General features: G+C 71.3%; 12 protein-coding genes and 2 pseudogenes. 11 read left to right on the top strand and 3 right to left on the bottom strand.

What is annotated here, in order from left to right; all coding sequences use genetic code 11:
- Position 1 precedes the first annotated feature (1 nt).
- Positions 2 to 778, top strand: a pseudogene (locus tag ACNNMR_RS27345) (YhjD/YihY/BrkB family envelope integrity protein); the annotation flags it as partial.
- Here ACNNMR_RS27345 and ACNNMR_RS27350 read toward each other — a convergent pair.
- Positions 695 to 2,053 (bottom strand): D-alanyl-D-alanine carboxypeptidase family protein, encoded by a 1,359-nt coding sequence (locus tag ACNNMR_RS27350; protein WP_420000484.1) that lies wholly within the window; start codon positions 2,051 to 2,053, stop codon positions 695 to 697. The pseudogene ACNNMR_RS27345 and the gene ACNNMR_RS27350 sit on opposite strands and share 84 nt — an antisense overlap.
- Before the next feature lie 120 nt (positions 2,054 to 2,173).
- On the opposite strand from ACNNMR_RS27350, the gene ACNNMR_RS27355 reads away from it, so the two are divergent.
- Entirely contained in the window at positions 2,174 to 2,440 is a 267-nt protein-coding gene (locus ACNNMR_RS27355; RefSeq protein WP_419997334.1) for an SCO4848 family membrane protein, read from the top strand.
- A complete protein-coding gene (locus tag ACNNMR_RS27360) occupies positions 2,437 to 3,753 on the top strand; it encodes a metallophosphoesterase (RefSeq protein WP_419997335.1) in 1,317 nt (438 codons plus the stop codon). Before ACNNMR_RS27355 ends, ACNNMR_RS27360 begins: the two co-directional genes overlap by 4 nt.
- A 51-nt stretch (positions 3,754 to 3,804) precedes the next feature.
- On the opposite strand, the gene ACNNMR_RS27365 is transcribed toward ACNNMR_RS27360, so the two are convergent.
- The gene (locus ACNNMR_RS27365) at positions 3,805 to 6,240 is read right to left on the bottom strand and encodes an MMPL family transporter (RefSeq protein WP_419997336.1); all 2,436 of its coding nucleotides are present in this window, start codon (positions 6,238 to 6,240) and stop codon (positions 3,805 to 3,807) included.
- 104 nt (positions 6,241 to 6,344) lie between these two features.
- Between ACNNMR_RS27365 and ACNNMR_RS27370 the strand changes: the two genes are divergently transcribed.
- The 7 genes and pseudogenes from ACNNMR_RS27370 (at position 6,345) to ACNNMR_RS27400 (ending at position 14,051) form a co-directional block, all read left to right on the top strand.
- The gene (locus ACNNMR_RS27370) at positions 6,345 to 7,037 is read left to right on the top strand and encodes a response regulator transcription factor (RefSeq protein ID WP_419997337.1); all 693 of its coding nucleotides are present in this window, start codon (positions 6,345 to 6,347) and stop codon (positions 7,035 to 7,037) included.
- Positions 7,034 to 8,476 carry a sensor histidine kinase gene (locus tag ACNNMR_RS27375; protein ID WP_419997338.1) on the top strand — a complete coding sequence of 481 codons (1,443 nt, stop codon included), beginning with the start codon at positions 7,034 to 7,036 and terminating at the stop codon, positions 8,474 to 8,476. Before ACNNMR_RS27370 ends, ACNNMR_RS27375 begins: the two co-directional genes overlap by 4 nt.
- Before the next feature lie 106 nt (positions 8,477 to 8,582).
- Entirely contained in the window at positions 8,583 to 11,141 is a 2,559-nt protein-coding gene (locus tag ACNNMR_RS27380) for an MMPL family transporter (RefSeq protein WP_419997339.1), read from the top strand.
- A gap of 158 nt (positions 11,142 to 11,299) precedes the next feature.
- Positions 11,300 to 12,034: pseudogene (locus tag ACNNMR_RS27385) on the top strand (alpha/beta hydrolase fold domain-containing protein); the annotation flags it as partial.
- A 45-nt stretch (positions 12,035 to 12,079) separates the two neighbouring features.
- Positions 12,080 to 12,958 carry a virginiamycin B lyase family protein gene (locus ACNNMR_RS27390; protein ID WP_420000485.1) on the top strand — a complete coding sequence of 293 codons (879 nt, stop codon included), beginning with the start codon at positions 12,080 to 12,082 and terminating at the stop codon, positions 12,956 to 12,958.
- Positions 12,959 to 13,063: 105 nt separating this feature from the next.
- Positions 13,064 to 13,294, top strand: a complete 231-nt coding sequence (locus ACNNMR_RS27395; RefSeq protein WP_419997340.1) for a hypothetical protein — start codon at positions 13,064 to 13,066, stop codon at positions 13,292 to 13,294.
- Positions 13,284 to 14,051, top strand: a complete 768-nt coding sequence (locus tag ACNNMR_RS27400; RefSeq protein WP_419997341.1) for a peptidoglycan-binding domain-containing protein — start codon at positions 13,284 to 13,286, stop codon at positions 14,049 to 14,051. The genes ACNNMR_RS27395 and ACNNMR_RS27400 overlap by 11 nt, the downstream gene beginning before the upstream one ends.
- A gap of 74 nt (positions 14,052 to 14,125) precedes the next feature.
- On the opposite strand, the gene ACNNMR_RS27405 is transcribed toward ACNNMR_RS27400, so the two are convergent.
- Entirely contained in the window at positions 14,126 to 15,628 is a 1,503-nt protein-coding gene (locus tag ACNNMR_RS27405; RefSeq protein WP_419997342.1) for an MFS transporter, read from the bottom strand.
- Positions 15,629 to 15,690: 62 nt separating this feature from the next.
- On the opposite strand from ACNNMR_RS27405, the gene ACNNMR_RS27410 reads away from it, so the two are divergent.
- Positions 15,691 to 16,665, top strand: coding sequence for a helix-turn-helix transcriptional regulator (locus ACNNMR_RS27410; RefSeq protein ID WP_419997343.1), 975 nt, complete (start codon positions 15,691 to 15,693; stop codon positions 16,663 to 16,665).
- The last annotated feature ends 61 nt before the right edge of the window (positions 16,666 to 16,726 follow it).

Raw genomic sequence — 16,726 nt, forward strand, 5'->3', positions numbered from 1 at the left:
CATGGAGTGGCTGAAGCGGGTGCCCGGGATCGGGCCCGTCTTCGGGTGGCTGCTTCGGAGCCGGGTCTGGCGGGTTTACGAATACCTGGAGGCGCGGCACTGGAACCGGCTGACCGCCACCATCACCTTCTCCAGCTTTATCGCGCTCTTTCCGCTGCTCACCCTTGCCGCCGCCATCGCCGCCACCTTCCTCGGCGACCGCGACCGGGCCCAGCTGCAGGACTGGGTCACCGATCAGGTGCCCGGCATCGCGTCCTCGCTCGACCTCGACTCGCTCTTCGGCAACGCGAGCACGGTCGGCGTCGTCGCCCTCGCCCTGCTGCTGGTCACCGGACTGAACTGGATCGGCAACCTGCGCGACTGCCTGCGCGCCGTCTGGGACCGCGACGATACGGACGAGAATCTCTTCTTCAGCAAGGCCAAGGACGCCCGGCTGCTGGCCGGCCTCGGCGGCGCCGCGCTCGGCTCCCTCGTGCTGTCCATCGTCACCACCACCGCCTCCGAGAAGATCCTCAAGGAGCTCGGCCTGGCCTCCGGCGGCATCGGCGCCTGGCTGCTGAAGATCGCCGCCTTCGCCGCCGCGGTCGGCGCCGGGGTGCTGATCCTCTGCTACGCCCTGACCAGGCTGCCGGGGGTCAGCCCGCCGCGCCGCGAGGTGGTCACGGCGGCGCTGGCGGGTGCGGTCGGCTTCGAGCTACTCAAGCTTCTTCTCAGCGGCTACCTCTCCTCGGTCGCCACCAAGAGCATCTACGGAGCCTTCGGCGTGCCCGTCGCCCTTGTCCTCTGGCTCTCCTTCATGGCCCGCCTGCTGCTCTATTGCGCCGGCTGGACGGCCGCGCCGCGCGATGTCGGGGAGCGGCCAGCGGCGCTTGACGAGGAGCGCGATGAGGGCGAGGAGCGCGAGTGAGCCCGCGGTGATCGACAGCGCCGTGGTGATGCCGCCGCCGTCCCGGCCCGACTTCCCCGACTCGTCGGAGCCGGACGCGGAGCCCTTCGCGCCGCCGGCCTGATTGCCCTCGGCCGAACCCTTCGCGTCCTGCCGCTCGCTCTTCGGCGGCACCAGCTTGCCGACGGGCTGCACCGTGCCGGCCGCCTTGAAGCCCCAGTCGAAGAGCTTCGCCGTCTCCTGGTAGACCTGGTTGTGGCCGCCCTTGGGGTGCATCATCGTGACCAGCAGCACCTTGCCGTCGCGCTCGGCGACGCCGGTGAAGGTGGCGCCGGCCTCGGTGGTGTTGCCGTTCTTGATGCCGGCGATGCCCTTGTAGACATCGAGGTCGTAGTCGCCGGTGAGCAGCCGGTTGGTGTTCTGTATCTCGAAGGTCTTCCGCTTGCCCTTCTTCTTCTCCCCCGGGAACTTCGCCGACGGCGTCGACGCGTACTCGCGGAAGTCCGGGTTCTTCATCCCCTGCCGGGCGAAGAGCGTCAGGTCGTACGCGGAGGAGCTCTGGCCCTTGGCGTCGTAGCCGTCCGGCTCCTTCACGACCGTGTCGGCCGCGCCCAGGTCGTCGGCCTTGGCCTGCATGTCGTCTACGGTGCGCTGCTTGCCGCCGTTCATCTCCGTGAGTACGTGCACGGCGTCGTTGCCGGAGCGCAGGAAGACGCCGAGCCACAGGTCGTGGACCGTATAGCTGAGGCCTTCCTTGATCCCGACGAGGCTGCTGCCGGGCTGCACCTCGGCCAGCTCCGACCGGGTCACCTTGTGCTCCTGCGTCTTGCCGAACTTCGGCAGCAGGGTGTCGGCGAAGAGCATCTTCAGCGTGGATGCCGGGGCCAGCTTCCAGTGCGCGTTGTGCGCGGCCAGGATCTCGCCGGACTCGGCGTCGGAGACTATCCACGAGCGTGCCGTCAGCTTCCCTGGCACCTCGGGCGCGCCCGCCCCGGGGTTGACCTGGGTGCCTGGCCGGGCGAGCTGCTTGCCGCCGACGTCGGACATGACCGCGGGCGGCTTCGGCTCCTTCTCGTCGCCCGGGGCGGCGGACGCCGGGATCGCCGTGGCGGGGCCGAGGAGCAGGCCGGCAGCGGCCGCGAGGCCCAGGGCTTTCTTCGTATTAATTGACGGCACTCAGTGAACTTACCTGGCGCCGCCGAGCATGTGGAATCCCTCCGGGGCGCGGGGAAGGCGAGGGGGAGGGCTCACGGAGGCCCTACGTGGAGGTGGGCCATACTCAGGAGCATGATTGTCGGCCGCCGTGTCTCCTGGTTTCTCCTCGCCTTCGGGGTGTGGTCCTGGTTCATCTGGATCACCTTCGTCAAGAACCTCTGGCAGGACGGCAGCGGCCTGGCCTTTGACGATGCCGGCGATCCGACCGGCTATTTCTGGGTGCATCTGCTGCTGGCCGTCACGTCGTTCGTGCTCGGCACGGCGATCGGGGTGCTCGGCCTGCGCGGGGTACGGGCCACGCGGACGGCCCCGGCCGGGGCCGAGGGGGCCGGCGGATGAACTGGCTTGTGATTCCTGTCGCACTGGTCGTCGTCGCGCTGATCGTCGTCGCCCACTGGTACATCTGGCGGCGGATGGTGCGGGACACCACCGTGCGCGGCGGGTGGCCGCGGCGGGTGGGGACGGTGCTCGTTCCGCTGCTGCCGGTGCTGACCGCCGCGGGTCTGACGGCCGAGCGGGCCGGGGCGCCGTTCAAGGTGCAGCAGGTGCTGACGTGGCCCGGGTTCATGTGGCTGCCGGTGCTGCTGTATCTGCTGCTGGCGCTGCTGGTGGGGGAGCTCGTACGGCCGCTGCTGCTCAAGGCGCTGACGCGCCGGGCCGGGGCGGCGGCCCCGGAGGAGACCGAGCGGGAGGCGTCGGTGGCCGCGCTGGCGCAGCAGGTCGCCGCGGCCGAGCAGGGCGGCGGCGTCGCGGTGGCGGCGCCCGAGCAGACCGAGGCGGCGCCCGAGTCCGGTTCCGGTGGTGGCGGGGAGCCGGGGCCCGATGTGTCGCGGCGGCTGTTCGTCGCCCGTACGGTCGCGATCGGCGCCGGGGCGGTGGCCGCGGGCACCGTCGGTTACGGGGCGTACGGGGTGCTCGGCAAGGCGCCGCAGGTGAAGCGCGTCACCGTGCCGCTGGCGAAGCTGCCGCGGGCGGCGCACCGGTACCGCATCGCCGTGGTCAGTGACATTCACCTCTCGCCGACGCTCGGGCGGGCGCATGCGCAGCGGATCGTGGACACGATCAACCGGACCAGTCCGGATCTGGTGACGATCGTCGGCGACCTGGTGGACGGGAATGTGCAGGACCTCGGCCCGGCCGCGCTGCCGCTGCGCGAGCTGCGGGCGAAGGACGGGTCGTTCTTCGTGACCGGGAACCACGAGTACTTCTCGGGCGCCGGGCAGTGGGTCGATTTCGTACGGGAGCTGGGCGTGCACCCGCTGGAGAACGCGCGGGTCGAGATGGCCGGCTTCGACCTGGCGGGCGTGAATGACATCGGCGGCGATAGCGAGGGGCAGGGGCCGGACTTCAAGAAGGCGCTCGGGGGGCGGGATCCGAAGCGGGCGTCGGTGCTGATGGCGCATCAGCCGGTGGTGATCCACGATGCCGTGAAGCACGGCGTGGACCTGCAGCTGTCCGGGCACACGCATGGCGGGCAGCTGTGGCCCGGCAACTACGTGGCGGAGCTGGCGAATCCGACGGTGGCGGGTCTGGAGCGGTACGGGGACACGCAGCTGTATGTGACCAAGGGGGCCGGGGCCTGGGGGCCGCCGGTGCGGGTCGGGGTGCCGTCGGACATCACGGTCGTGGAGCTGGCGTCGCGGCAGGCCTAGGCGCTTGGGCCGGGGCCGGAGTTCCGCGACACCACCGAAAAAACGTGGTGGTCAGCCGCCGCCCGGTGCTGGGTTTTTTCGGCGGCGTCGCTCCACTCCGGCCCCTCCTTGCGTCGGCACGTGCGGTGGGAGCCGCAAGTCGCAGGCCTGCACCGCGCCTCCCTGGAGGAGGACGCTCGCGGTCTGCGGGCTGTGGCCCGCTGCCAGGGCCACGACCACGTAGGCGCCGTCCTCCAGTTCGCGGAAGGTGTACGAGCCGTAGTCGTCCGGTGCCGTACGGCCCGCCTGGGTGCCGTTTGCGGCCAGGAGAGTCACGCGGGCCTGGGCGACCGGGTTGCCGCACGTAGTGCGGATTGTGCCGCGGATGAACTGGCGTGGGGGCGGCGGCAGGGAGGCGGGCTCCCGGGTTGCTGCCGTACGGGACGGCCACCAGTTGGCCCTGCCCAGCAGGTGCATCAGGCCCGGGACCAGGGCCGTGCGGAGGATGAAGGCGTCCAGGGCGACCGCGCCGGCGAGGCCGATGCCGAACATCGCCATGATGCGTTCGCCGCTCAGGACGAAGGCGGCGAAGACGCAGATCATGATGACGGCGGCGGAGTTGATGACGCGGCTGGACTCGGCGAGGCCGATGCGGACGGCCTGGGCGTTGTCGCGGGTGCGCAGCCATTCCTCGTGCATGCGGCTGACCAGGAAGACCTGGTAGTCCATCGAGAGGCCGAAGAGCAGCGACAGCATGATGACCGGGAGGAAGGCCTCGATCGGGCCGCGTTCGGCCAGGCCGCCCCAGCCCCACTGGAAGACCGCCACCAGCACGCCGAAGGACGCGGCCGCCGCGAGGACGTTCATCACCGCCGCGGTCAGCGGGATCAGCACCGAACGGAAGGCCAGCATCAGGAGGATGAAGCCGAGGGCGATGATCACGCCGATGAAGAGCGGGAGCTTGTCGGTGATGACCGCGGCGAAGTCCTTCATCATCGCGGTCTGGCCGCCGACGTAGGCCCGCATCGATGTGCCGCTCTCGGCGGCCGGGATGACGTCGTCGCGGATCCGGTCGACGAGGTCGTCGGTCGCCTCGGACTGCGGGGAGGCCGACGGGATCACCTGCACCGTGGCCGGGTCCGCGGGCGGGCCCGCCTGCACCGCGGCCACGCCCTTGGTGTCTTCGAGGCGGGTCACCAGGCGGTCGAGGGCCGCCCGGTCCTCGGTGGAGGGGAGTTCGGCGAGGATGGTGAGCGGGCCGTTGAAGCCGGGGCCGAAGCCGTCGGCCAGGAGGTCGTATGCCTGTCGTGTGGTGGATGAGGACGGGTTGTTGCCCTGGTCGGAGGCGCCCAGGCGGAGGGAGAGGGCGGGTACGGCGAGGGCCGCCATCGCGGCGACGGCCGCCAGGGCGATCAGCAGGGGGTGGCGGCCGACGGTTTGCGACCAGCGGGCGGCCGGGCCGTGTGTCTCGTCCGGCCGCGGTCCCTCCTCGGCGAGGCGGCGGCGTCGGCGGCGGGAGAGCACGCGGTGGCCGAGGATGCCCAGCAGCGCCGGGAGCAGGGTGATTGCGGCGGCCACGGTGATGACGACCGTCAAGGCGGCGGCGACCGCGACCCCGTTGAGGAACTTCAGCTCCAGCGCGAACATCCCCAGCAGCGCGATGCACACCGTCCCGCCCGCGAACAGCACCGCCCGGCCCGAGGTCCGTACCGCCGTCGCGCAGGCGTCGCCCGGCTTGGCGCCGGCGAGGAGGCCCTTGCGGTAGCGGGTGACGATGAAGAGCGCGTAGTCGATGCCGACGCCGAGGCCGATCAGGGTGGCCAGCATCGGGGACACCTCGGCCACGTCCATGACATGGCTGAGCAGCACGATCCCGGACATGCCGGTGCCGACCGCGAACAGCGCGGTGGCGATCGGCAGCAGCATCCCGAAGAGCGAGCCGAAGGCGAGGAAGAGGACGACCGCGGCCGCCGCGACGCCGACGATCTCGGAGAGGTGGGCGGGCGGCTCCTCGGTCAGCTGCACGGCGGTGCCGCCGACTTCGACCCGTACCCGATCGGATTCGGCGCCCTGGGCCGTATCGACAAAGCGCTCCATCTGCGCCTTGGTGAGCCGGTCCGCGCGCTCGGTGAAGGTGACGGAGGCGTACGCGATCCCGCCGTCCCGGCTGATCTGCGGCCCGCCTTCTTTCCCGTACGGGTCCGACACCGCGCCCACGCCCGGCAGCTTCGCCACGTCCGCGAGCATCGGCTCGATCCGGTCGCGTACGGGCGCCGCGCGCACGTCGGCGGCCTGCCAGACGATGGTGTCGGTCTCGCCGGCCCGGTCCGGGAAGGCCTCCTCCATCAGCTCCAGGACGGTGGCCGATTCGGTGCCCGGCATCTCGAAGACATCCGCATAGCGGTCGCCCAGGTGGCGGCCCGCGGCGGTGGTGCCGACGAGCAGCACCAGCCACAGGAGGACGACCACCCACCGGTGGCGAAAGCACCAGCGCGCCAATCCGGCCACGGCTCAGCTCCTCTGCGTATCGGCTGCCGCCCGGTGAACGGAATTGATCAGCTGTGCGTCACGGGCAGCGCTGGTCTTACGGGGCGGTGCGCATACTGGGGCTCATGACGACTGCGGCGCCGGCCACCGTTCTGGTGGTGGAGGACGAGGACGGCATAGCCGACATCCTCGAGATCACCCTGCGATTTCACGGGTTCACGGTGCATACGGCCGGCACCGTCGCGCGGGCGCTCGAGCTGGCGCGGGAGCTGCAGCCCGATCTTGTGCTGCTCGATGTGATGCTGCCGGACGGCACCGGGTGGCAGCTGTGCCGTGAGCTGCGGGCGGCGCGGGAGGAGCTCGCGGTGATCTTCCTGACCGCGCGGGACGCGCCGTCGGATCTGCTGAGCGGGCTGGCGATGGGCGGCGACGACTACATCACCAAGCCGTTCAATGTCGACGAGGTGGTGGCGCGGGTGCGTACGGTGCTGCGCCGCACCCGCCCCGCGCCGCGCGACGGCTCCGGCGTGCTGCGGCACGGCGAAGTGGAGCTGGACGAGGCCACCTTCACCGTCCGGCGGTCCGGCGAGGCGGTGGAGCTGACGCCGACCGAGTACAACCTGCTGCGGCATCTGATGCGCAACTCCGGGCGGATCCTCACCAAGGAGCAGCTGCTGCAGAGCGTCTGGCAGTACGACTCCAGCGTCGAGTCCACCGTCGTGGAGACGTACATCAGCTATCTGCGCCGCAAGCTGGGCGCCTCGCTGATCGAGACCAGACGGGGGGTCGGTTACGGCCTGCGGCAGGTGGCGACGTGAAGCGCGGGACGCTCAGCGGGCGGCTGACGCTGACCAATGTGCTGATCCTGGCGGTCGGGCTCATCCTGGCCGCGGGCGCGAGCGTCGTCGGCACGTACATGCTGCTGCTCAACGAGGTGGACAGCTCGGTGAAGCGGGAGCGCGGCGGCTTCGCCGACTCGCAGGTCACCTCCGAGATGCTCAAGACCGTCTGCGGCTTCGCCGAGGAAGCCACCAGCGCGCACGACCGGAAGCTGGAGAAGTCGCTGAGCCGCGACACGTTCATGCTGCTCGGCACGGACGGGAAACCCCTCGCCGCCTGCGAGCAGTTCGCGCAGGGCGACCCCGGCCAGCGGGACGCCTTCCTCGCCGACCTGGGCGACCCGAAGCGGCTCGCGGAATCCGGCGCGGTCGTCACCGTGTCCGCCAACGGCAAGCACTACCGCACGGCCGTGACCAAGCTCGGCGACGACGCGATGGTCGTCTTCGCCACCCCGTACGACGGCGTCCTCACCGCCGTCCGCAAGCTGCTCTGGATCGAGACCGCCCTCGCGATCGTGCTGCTGACGCTGCTCGCCACCGTCTCCTGGCGGGCCGCCCGCTGGCGGCTCAAACCCCTGGAGGACATGGTCGAGACCGCCTCCGCCATCTCCGAGGGCGACCTCTCCCGCCGGGTGGGCGCGAGCTCGCCGCGCGCCGCCGAGGTCGAGCAGCTGCGCGAGGCGCTCAACGCGATGCTGCACCAGATCGAGAGCGCCATGCGCACCCGCGAGCACGCCGGCGCCCGGCTGCGGCAGTTCCTCGCCGACGCCTCCCATGAGCTGCGGACGCCGCTGGCGACCGTACGGGGATATCTGCAGCTGTACGAGAAGGGCATGCTCGACCACGGCGAGCAGGAGGAGCGGGCGCTGAAGCGGGTCGGTGAGGAGGCCGACCGGATGGGCCGGCTCGTCGACGAACTCCTCTCCCTGGCCCGCCTCGACGCCCACCCCTCCCGCGAACGCCGCCCCGTCGACCTCGCCGAGCTGGCCCGCGACGGCGCCGCCGACCTGCGGGCGCAGCAGCCGCAGCGGCCGGTCGAGGTGGCGACGAACGGGCCCGCCGAGGTGGTCGGCGACGAGGCGCAGCTGCGCCAGGTCATCGGGAACCTGCTGGCCAACGTCCGTACCCACACCCCCGACGACGCCGCCTGCACGGTCTCGGTGGCGGCCGACGGCGGCGGCGAGCTGGTGCTGCGGATCGCGGACACCGGGCCCGGGATGCGGGAGGCGGACGCCGCCCGGATCTTCGACCGGTTCTTCCGCGCCGACCCCGACCGGGCGCGGGTCGCGGGCGGCAGCGGGCTCGGCATGTCGATCGTGCAGGCCGTGGTGGCGGCGCACGACGGCAAGGTGGCGCTGCGGACCGCGCCGGGGGAGGGGCTCGCGGTCACGGTGCGGCTGCCGGCGCCGCGTACTTGAGAGTTCTCTGTGAAGCCCCTTGGGGGTCGCTGAACCATCTGTCGGCGGCCCGCCCCCGCCGGTGAGTCTGGCCTGAGCAAACCTGACTCACCGACAGGAGGTAACCGTGGCAGGCATCGCGCGCTTCTGCTTTCGCCACCGGTACGTGGTGCTCGTGCTGTGGGTGTGCGCGCTGCTCGGCGCCGTGCTCGCCAGCCAGGCCGCGGGCAGCAAGTACGCCAACGACTTCGAGCTGCCGGGCACGGAGTCCAGCCACGCGGTGGAGGTGCTGGAGCGGGAGTTCCCGTCCGCCTCCGGCGACACCGACACGGTGGTGTGGCAGGCTCCAAAAGGCACGTCCGTCCGCGCCCCGGAGGTCCGCGAGCGGATGACCGAGGCGCTCGCCGAGGTCGCGAAGGTCGACCAGGTCGGCGAGGTGGCGAGCCCGTACACGAAGGCGGGCGCCGCGCAGATCAGCAAGAACGGCGAGATCGCCTACGCCCAGGTCACCTTCACCAAGCACGCCTTCGAAATCGAAAAGCCCAACATCGAGAAGGTCATCGACACCGCACAGGCCGCGGCCGACGACGTCGACGGGCTGAAGGTCGAGCTCGGCGGCCAGGCCATCCAGCAGACCCAGGAGCCCCCGGGCGGCCTCGCGGAGGGCGTCGGCATCGCCGCCGCCGCGGTGATCCTCTCCATCGCCTTCGGCTCGCTCTTCGCGATGCTGCTGCCGATCGTCTGCGCGGTCTTCGGCATCGGTACGGGCCTGATGTCGGTGTCGCTGCTCAGCCATGTCATCGACATCGCGGATGTGGCGCCGCTGCTCGGCTCGCTGATCGGTCTTGGTGTCTCCATCGACTACGCACTGTTCATCGTCACCCGGCACCGCACCGGCATCAAGCGCGGCATGGGCGTGGAGGAGTCGGCGGTACGGGCCCTGAACACCGCGGGCCGGGCGGTGCTGTTCGCGGGCGGCACGGTGTGTATCGCGCTGCTCGGGATGATGACGGTCGGGATGTCCTTCCTGAACGGCGTGGCCATCGCCGCCTCCCTGACGGTGCTGCTCGGGGTGCTCGCGTCCATGACGCTGCTGCCCGCGCTGCTGGGGATCCTCGGGATGCGGGTGCTGTCGCGCAAGCAGCGCCGCAAGCTGCGCGAAGACGGCCCCGAGCCGGAGGTGTCGACGGGCCGGGCCGCGCGCTGGGCCGCGCTGGTGCAGCGCCGCCCGAAGGCGATCGCGGCGGCCGCGGCGGCGGTCATGCTGCTGCTGTCCGTACCACTGCTGTCGCTCCGCCTCGGCACCACCGACCAGGGCAACCAGCAGGAGTCCACGACCGTACGGCAGGCGTACGACATGCTCGCGGACGGCTTCGGCAAGGGCTTCAACGGCCCGCTGGCGCTGGTCGCCGAGACCCCGTCCGGCGCGGACCGGCAGGCGCTCGGCTCGCTGGTCGAGGCCGTACGGGACACCGAGGGCGTCGCGGCCGTGTCGCCGCCGCGGGTAGCCGAGGGCGGGCAGTACGCGGTGGTGCAGGTGGTGCCCGACTACGCGCCGCAGGACGTGAAGACGGACGAGCTCATCGACCGGCTGCGGGACGAGGTCGTACCGGCGGCGGAGAAGGGCACGTCGATGGACGTGTCGGTGGGCGGCATCACCGCGATCAACAAGGACTTCGCGTCCGTGGTGATGGACAAGCTGCCGCTGTTCATCGGCGTGATCATCGCGCTCGGGTTCGTGCTGCTGCTGGTCGCCTTCCGGTCGTTGGTGGTGCCGCTGACGGCGGCGCTGATGAACCTGCTGGCCGCGACCGCCTCCTTCGGGATGCTGGTCGCCGTCTTCCAGTGGGGCTGGGGCTCGGAGCTGCTCGGGATGGGCGGCTCGGTGCCGATCACGTCCTTCCTGCCGATCATCATGCTGGCGATGCTCTTCGGCCTCTCGATGGACTACCAGGTCTTCCTGGTCAGCCGGATGCACGAGGAGTGGGTGCACACCAAGGACAACAGCCGGGCGGTCCGGGTCGGCCTCGCCGAATCCAGCCGGGTGATCAACTCGGCGGCGCTCATCATGGTCTGCGTCTTCAGCGCCTTCGTGCTGAGCGGCGATATCGAAGGGATCATGGCGGGTCTTGGTCTTGCCGGTGCGGTGGCGCTGGACGCGTTCATTCTGCGGACGATGCTGGTGCCGGCGATGATGCATCTCTTCGGGCGGTCCAACTGGTGGCTGCCGGGGTGGCTGGAGAAGCGGCTGCCGCATCTGGCGGTGGAGCCGGCGGAGGACGAGGTGATGGCCGCGGAGCCTTCGGCGCCGGGCGACCCCGGCCCGGTGCCGGCGCCGGCGCTGGCGACGGTGGGGGCGGATGCCGGCGGCTCGGGCCTGCTCCAGAAGCAGGAAGCCGTGAACGGGGCCCCGGTGCTGCCGGGCACCGGTCCGGCCATTCACGGCACGGTCCGTGACGCCTACGGAGTCCCGCTCCCGCGCTGCGCGCTCACGCTCCTCTCGGCCTCGGGCCGCCGCCTGGCCAAGGCCCGTTCCGGGGACGACGGCAGCTTCGAGATCCCGTCCCCGGGCACCGGCTCGTACACGCTGGTGGCCACCTCCCAGTCCCTGGGCGCGGCGAGCGCGAGTGTGCTGGTGGGGACGCGGACGGTGGAGGTGGAGCTGCGGATCAGCCCGGAGGGCTGAGGGCGCGGGCCGGAGGGCTGAGGGCACGGATTGGCCGGGCCTTATCGGGCCATCCCCGATTCGTCGTTGATCCCGGTGTCCCGACGGACGATCGTGGTGGCGGGGCCGCTTCCCGGCGGTCTCGCCACCACGATCTCCTGTTTCCGGAGGACCGACCGTTGCAGACCACCACCATCCCCGCCACGCCGGAGCAGTCCGCCGCCTCCCGCGACCGCACCGGCGGCCTCTTCACCGCGGACCTTCCGGCCGACGCCCTCGTCGACGGCGACTGGATCACCGCCCCCGGCGCCGGGGAGGGCGCCGTCGTCTACGTACACGGCGGCGGCTTCGCGCACACCAACCCCGAGCGGGAGCGGGTGCTCGCGTACCACTTCAGCGCGGCCGCCCGCCGCCCGGCGCTGCGGGTGGAATACCGGCTGGCCCCGGCCCACCCGTATCCGGCGGCGCTGGAGGACGCGCTTGCCGCGTACGAGGCGGTGCTGGCCCGGGGCATCGCGGCCGAACAGGTCGTCTTCATCGGCGAGTCGGCGGGCGCCACCCTGATCCTCTCCATGCTGCTGGAGCTGAAGCGCACCGGCCGGCCGCTGCCCGGCGGCGCGGTGGCGATCTCCCCGTCGACCGATATGACGCTCTCCAGCGACTCGCTGACGGCGAACGACGGCAAGGACGTCATCACCCACGAGGTCCTGAAGACCATCGCCGCGGACTACCTCGCCGGAGCGGACCCCGCGGGCGCACCGCAGTCACCGATCCACGGCGAGCCGGCCGGACTGCCGCCCCTGCTCCTCGCCGTGGGCGCCGATGAGCTGCTGCTGGACGACGCGCGCCGCTTCGCCGCGGCCGCGGACGCGGCGGGGGTGAGTACGCAGCTCGATGTGTACGAGGGCATGCCGCACGCCTTCCACCTGTCGACGGAGGCGGGGACGCTGCTCGGGCGGATCGGGGACTGGCTGGCGGCGCCGGTGCGGGAGTTCACCGTGAGCGACCCGAAGGCGGGTCCGTACGCGCTGACCGAAGGGCCTGACGGGGCGCTGTGGTTCACGCTGGTGCACGAGGGAGCGATCGGGCGCCGGTCGGCCTCGGGCGAGCTGAGCGTGTACCGGGTCGGTGCGGGGCCGACGGTGATCGCGCCGGGGCCTGACGGGGCGCTGTGGTTCAGCGAGTTCAAGTCCCATCGCATCGGCCGGATCGCGGCGGACGGCACCGCCACCTCCTTCGCCCCCGCCTCGCCGGAGGGCGGGCCCTTCGGCATCGCGGCCGGTCCCGATGGCGCACTGTGGTTCACCCTGATCACCGCCGGGAAGGTCGGCCGGATCACCGCCGAGGGCGCGGTGACGGAGTATGACGCACCGGGCGCGACTCCGTCCGCCATCGTGGCGGGTCCTGACGGCGCCATGTGGTTCACCCTGAACCAGGGCAATGCGATCGGGCGGATCACGATGGACGGGGAGACGGTGTCGTATCCGCTGCCCACCGAGGGCGCGGCGCCGGTGGGGATCGCGGTGGGTCCCGACGGGGCGCTGTGGTTCACGGAGATCGGGGCCGGGCGGATCGGGCGGATCACGGTGGCGGGGGAGATCACGGAGTTCGAGCTGCCGAATGCGGCGGCGCGGCCGCACGCCGTGGTGGCGGGACCCGACGGGGCGCTGTGGTTCACCGAGTGGGGAAGCGGGCGGATCGGCCGGATCACGCCGGCCGGGGAGGTCAGTTCGTACGCGCTGTCCGACCCGGACTCCGAGCCGCATGGGATTGCGGTGCATCAGGGCGCGGTGTGGTGCGCGCTGGAGACGGGGGCACTGGCGCGCATCGCGCCGTAGCGGCGTAGTGGGGCAAATCGGCGTATGGCGGCCCCCTCCGGCCAATGGGACGCTGAGCTCCCCAGGCGACCCTGGCCTGGTGTTTCCCATGGGGGGTGAACGGCCATGACGACGGAGCCTCATGAGGTCCTCACGCTGGAGGAGCTGAACGAGGAGGAGGCGGCGGAGAGCGCCGACTTCGGTACGGAAGAGCCGGCGGAGGTCCCGGACCCGGAAGGCGAGGAGGACGCGGAGGGCGTCGAGCTCGCGGATGCGGACGAGCTTGAGCTCATGGCGGCCGCCGCCGACCCGGCCGGGTCGGCCGACGCACGAGAGGGTGGGGACGATGGTGTTTAGCACCTCCGCCCCGCGGGAGCGGGTCAGGTTCGGCTCCGTAACCCTCAACCGGCGCAGCGTGTGCATGCTGCGGGAGGCGGAGCGGATCGGCGGGTTCAAGCTCCGGATCGTGCAGGGCTCCTTCAACCGCGGCATCGTGGCGTCCGCCGGCACCCACGACGGCGGCGGCGCCATGGACATCAGCGTCCGCGGGCTGACCCGGGAGCAGATCAGGCACCGCGTGGTGTCGCTGCGGAAGGCAGGGTGGGCCGCGTGGCGGCGGACCGCGCCGCCGTTCACCGCGCCTCATATCCATGCGATCGCCATCGGCGACCGGGACCTGGCGCCGGCCGCCGCGCGTCAGGTCGCCGCGTACAAGAACAAGAAGAACGGGCTGGCCAACAATGGTCCGGACCCGGATCCCCGGGTGGATCCGAAGTTCTTCTCCGCGGCCTTCCTCGCGCGTTACGTGACGCGGGCGGACCGGAAGGTGTTCGCGGATCACTCCATCCTCGCCTTCGTCTCCAAGAAGTTCGAGGAGACGAAGAAGCAGGTCACGTCCGCGAGTTCGCGGCGGCACATCGAGCTCGTACAAGGGGCGCTCAAGGAGGTCGGGCTGTATCCGTTCCGGGTCGACGGGGAGTGGGGGCCGAAGACCCACAAGGGCTACCGCGATTGGCGGACCCGGCTCGGCGTGAAGAACGCGACCGGTGTGGTGGGGCGGCCGGGTCTTGAGGCGCTGGGCCGCAAGACCGACAACTTCAGGGTGAAGGCCTGACCGCCTCCCAGCGCAGTCCCCGCAACCCCCGGCGGCGGGGCGGCCGCTGCCGGGGGTTGCGGGGAGCGTGGCGTTCAGACCCCGGCGAGCTCGCGCTCGGCCTCAGCCGGCGCGGCCTCGGTGTGCTGAGGCGCGGCCACGCGCTTGGGCAGCGCGGCCATCAGCACCGCCACCACAACCAGGATCCCGCCGACCCACCACATCGACGTCTGGAAGGCATCCGCAAAGGCCGCCCCCGGCCGGCCACCGGCCGCCATCCGGTCATCCACGACCCCGAAGAACGCCACCGACGTAAGCCCGAGCCCGAACGCGAACCCCAGCTGATTAGTGGTGTTGATCAGCCCCGACGCCGACCCCGCATACCGCGCCGGCGCCCCCGACAGAATCGTGTCGGTCAGCACGGAGAAGACCATCCCCATCCCGCCCCCCATCAGCGCCAGCGGCACCGCCATCTGCAGCGACGAGATCTCCAGCCCGTACCGCCCGGAAACCACCAGGTAGAGCAGCACACCCGCGATCATCGTGACCGCACCACCCTGCAGCACCGTCCGCGCACCGAACCGAGGCACCAGCTTCTGCACGCTCATCCCCGCCGCCACCGAGCACACGATGGTGAACGGCAGCCCGGTCAGCCCCGCATGCAGCGCGCTCCACCCGAGCCCCAGCTGCATGTACAGCGTCCACACCAGGAAGAAGATCCCCAGCGTCGTGGAGAAGGCGAGCTGCACCCCGATCCCGGCCGCAAAGCGCTTGTCCTTGAACAGCCCCAGCTCCACCAGCGGCGACCCGTCCTTGGCCTTCTTGCGCCGCTCGTACGCCACGAAGCCGGCCAGCACCGCAAGGCTCGCGCCCATGGAGACGAAGCCCCAGATGGGCCAGCCGTGCTCGCGCCCGTTGATCAGCGGGTAGAGCAGCATCATCAGCCCGGTGGTCGCGAGGATTACGCCGACGAGGTCGAGCCGCAGCGCATCGGGCGCCTTCGACTCATCGATGAAGCGCGCACCGAGCAGCAGCCCCGCGATCCCAACCGGCAGGTTAATGAGGAAGATCGGCCGCCAGCCGAGCCCCAGAATGTCCGCCTCGGTGAGCAACGCGCCGAGCAGCGGCCCCGCCACGGCGCCCAGCCCGACGACCGCGCCGAACATCCCGAAGACCTTGCCGCGCTCCTCCGCCGGGAACGTCACGTGCATGATGCTCAGCACCTGCGGCACCATCAGCGCCGCGGTCGCACCCTGCAGCACCCGCGCGCCGACCAGCATCCCCGGGTCGGCGGCGATACCGCACAGCAGCGACGCGATGGTGAAGCCGGCCATCCCGAGCAGGAACACCTTCCGGCGGCCGTAGATGTCGCCGAGCCGCCCGCCGGTGATGAGACCGATGGCGAAGGCGAGCGCGTATCCGGCGGTCACCCACTGCAGGGTGCTGGGGGAGGCGCCGAGGTCCCGCTGCACGGCGGGAAGGGCGATGTTCACGATCGTCGCGTCCACGAGGTCCATGAAGGACGCGGTCAGCACGACGGCGAGCGCGATCCAGCGCCGCCGATCCTTCTTCGCCTCAAGGGCGTTCTGAAAGGTCATGCCTATAAGCTAGGAGCCATATAGGACAGGTCATGTCCTAGATCGGAGGGATGCTGAGAAGCATGACGACAGACACCCCGAAACGCCTGCTGAACCTCCTCTCCCTCCTCCAGACCCCCCGCGAATGGCCGGGCAGCGAACTCGCCGACCGCCTGAGCGTCTCCACCCGTACGATCCGCCGCGACATCGACCGCCTCCGCGACTTGGGCTACCCGGTCGAGGCCACCCAGGGCGCCATCGGCGGCTACCGCCTGGTGGCGGGCGCGGCACTGCCACCGCTCCTCCTGGAGGACGACGAGGCGGTGGCCATCGCGGTAGGCCTGCGCGCAGCCGCCGGCCAGTCGGTGGAGGGTGTGGAGGAGTCATCGGTACGCGCCCTGGCCAAACTGGAGCAGGTCCTCCCGTCCCGCCTCCGCCGCCGGGTGAAGTCTCTGGGTACGGCGACCACGACGCTGACCCGCTGGCGCGGCGGCGCCTCCATCGACCCGGCAGTCCTGACCACCCTGGCAACGGCCGCCGCGGCCCGCGAAAAACTCCGCTTCGGCTACCGGGCAGCAGACGGCACGGAATCGAAGCGCCTGGTCGAGCCGGAGGGCCTGGTCTCCGCAGGCCGCCGCTGGTACTTCCTCGCCTTCGACCTGGACCGCGCCGACTGGCGCATCTTCCGCGTCGACCGCATCACCAAGCCCTTCCTGACGGCGGTCCGCTTCACTCCCCGCGCCCTCCCGGCCAAGGACGCCGCCACCTACATCGGCGACCGCATGTCGAGCCAGGCGCCGCCGACGATCAACGCGGACGTCACCCTCCACGCCCCGTACCGCGAACTGGCCCCCCGCCTGGGCGACGCCGCGGCCAACCTGGAACCCGTCACCGACACCAGCTGCCGCCTCCGCACAGAGTCCGACTCCCTGGACTGGCTGGCGGCCCGCCTGGCCATCCTCGGCTGCGACTTCGAGATCCACGACCCGCCGGAGCTGGCGGACTACCTGCGCGAACTCTCCGCGCGGGTCACGAGAGCGGTGGGCGCCGGAGGGTAGCGCCCCGAGGTCGTTTGACCTCTGAGTGGACGAAGTGCGTTGACCTCGGGCCAATCTCGGC

The organism is Streptomyces boninensis, from assembly GCF_048572725.1.
Taxonomy (GTDB): Bacteria; Actinomycetota; Actinomycetes; order Streptomycetales; family Streptomycetaceae; genus Streptomyces; species Streptomyces boninensis.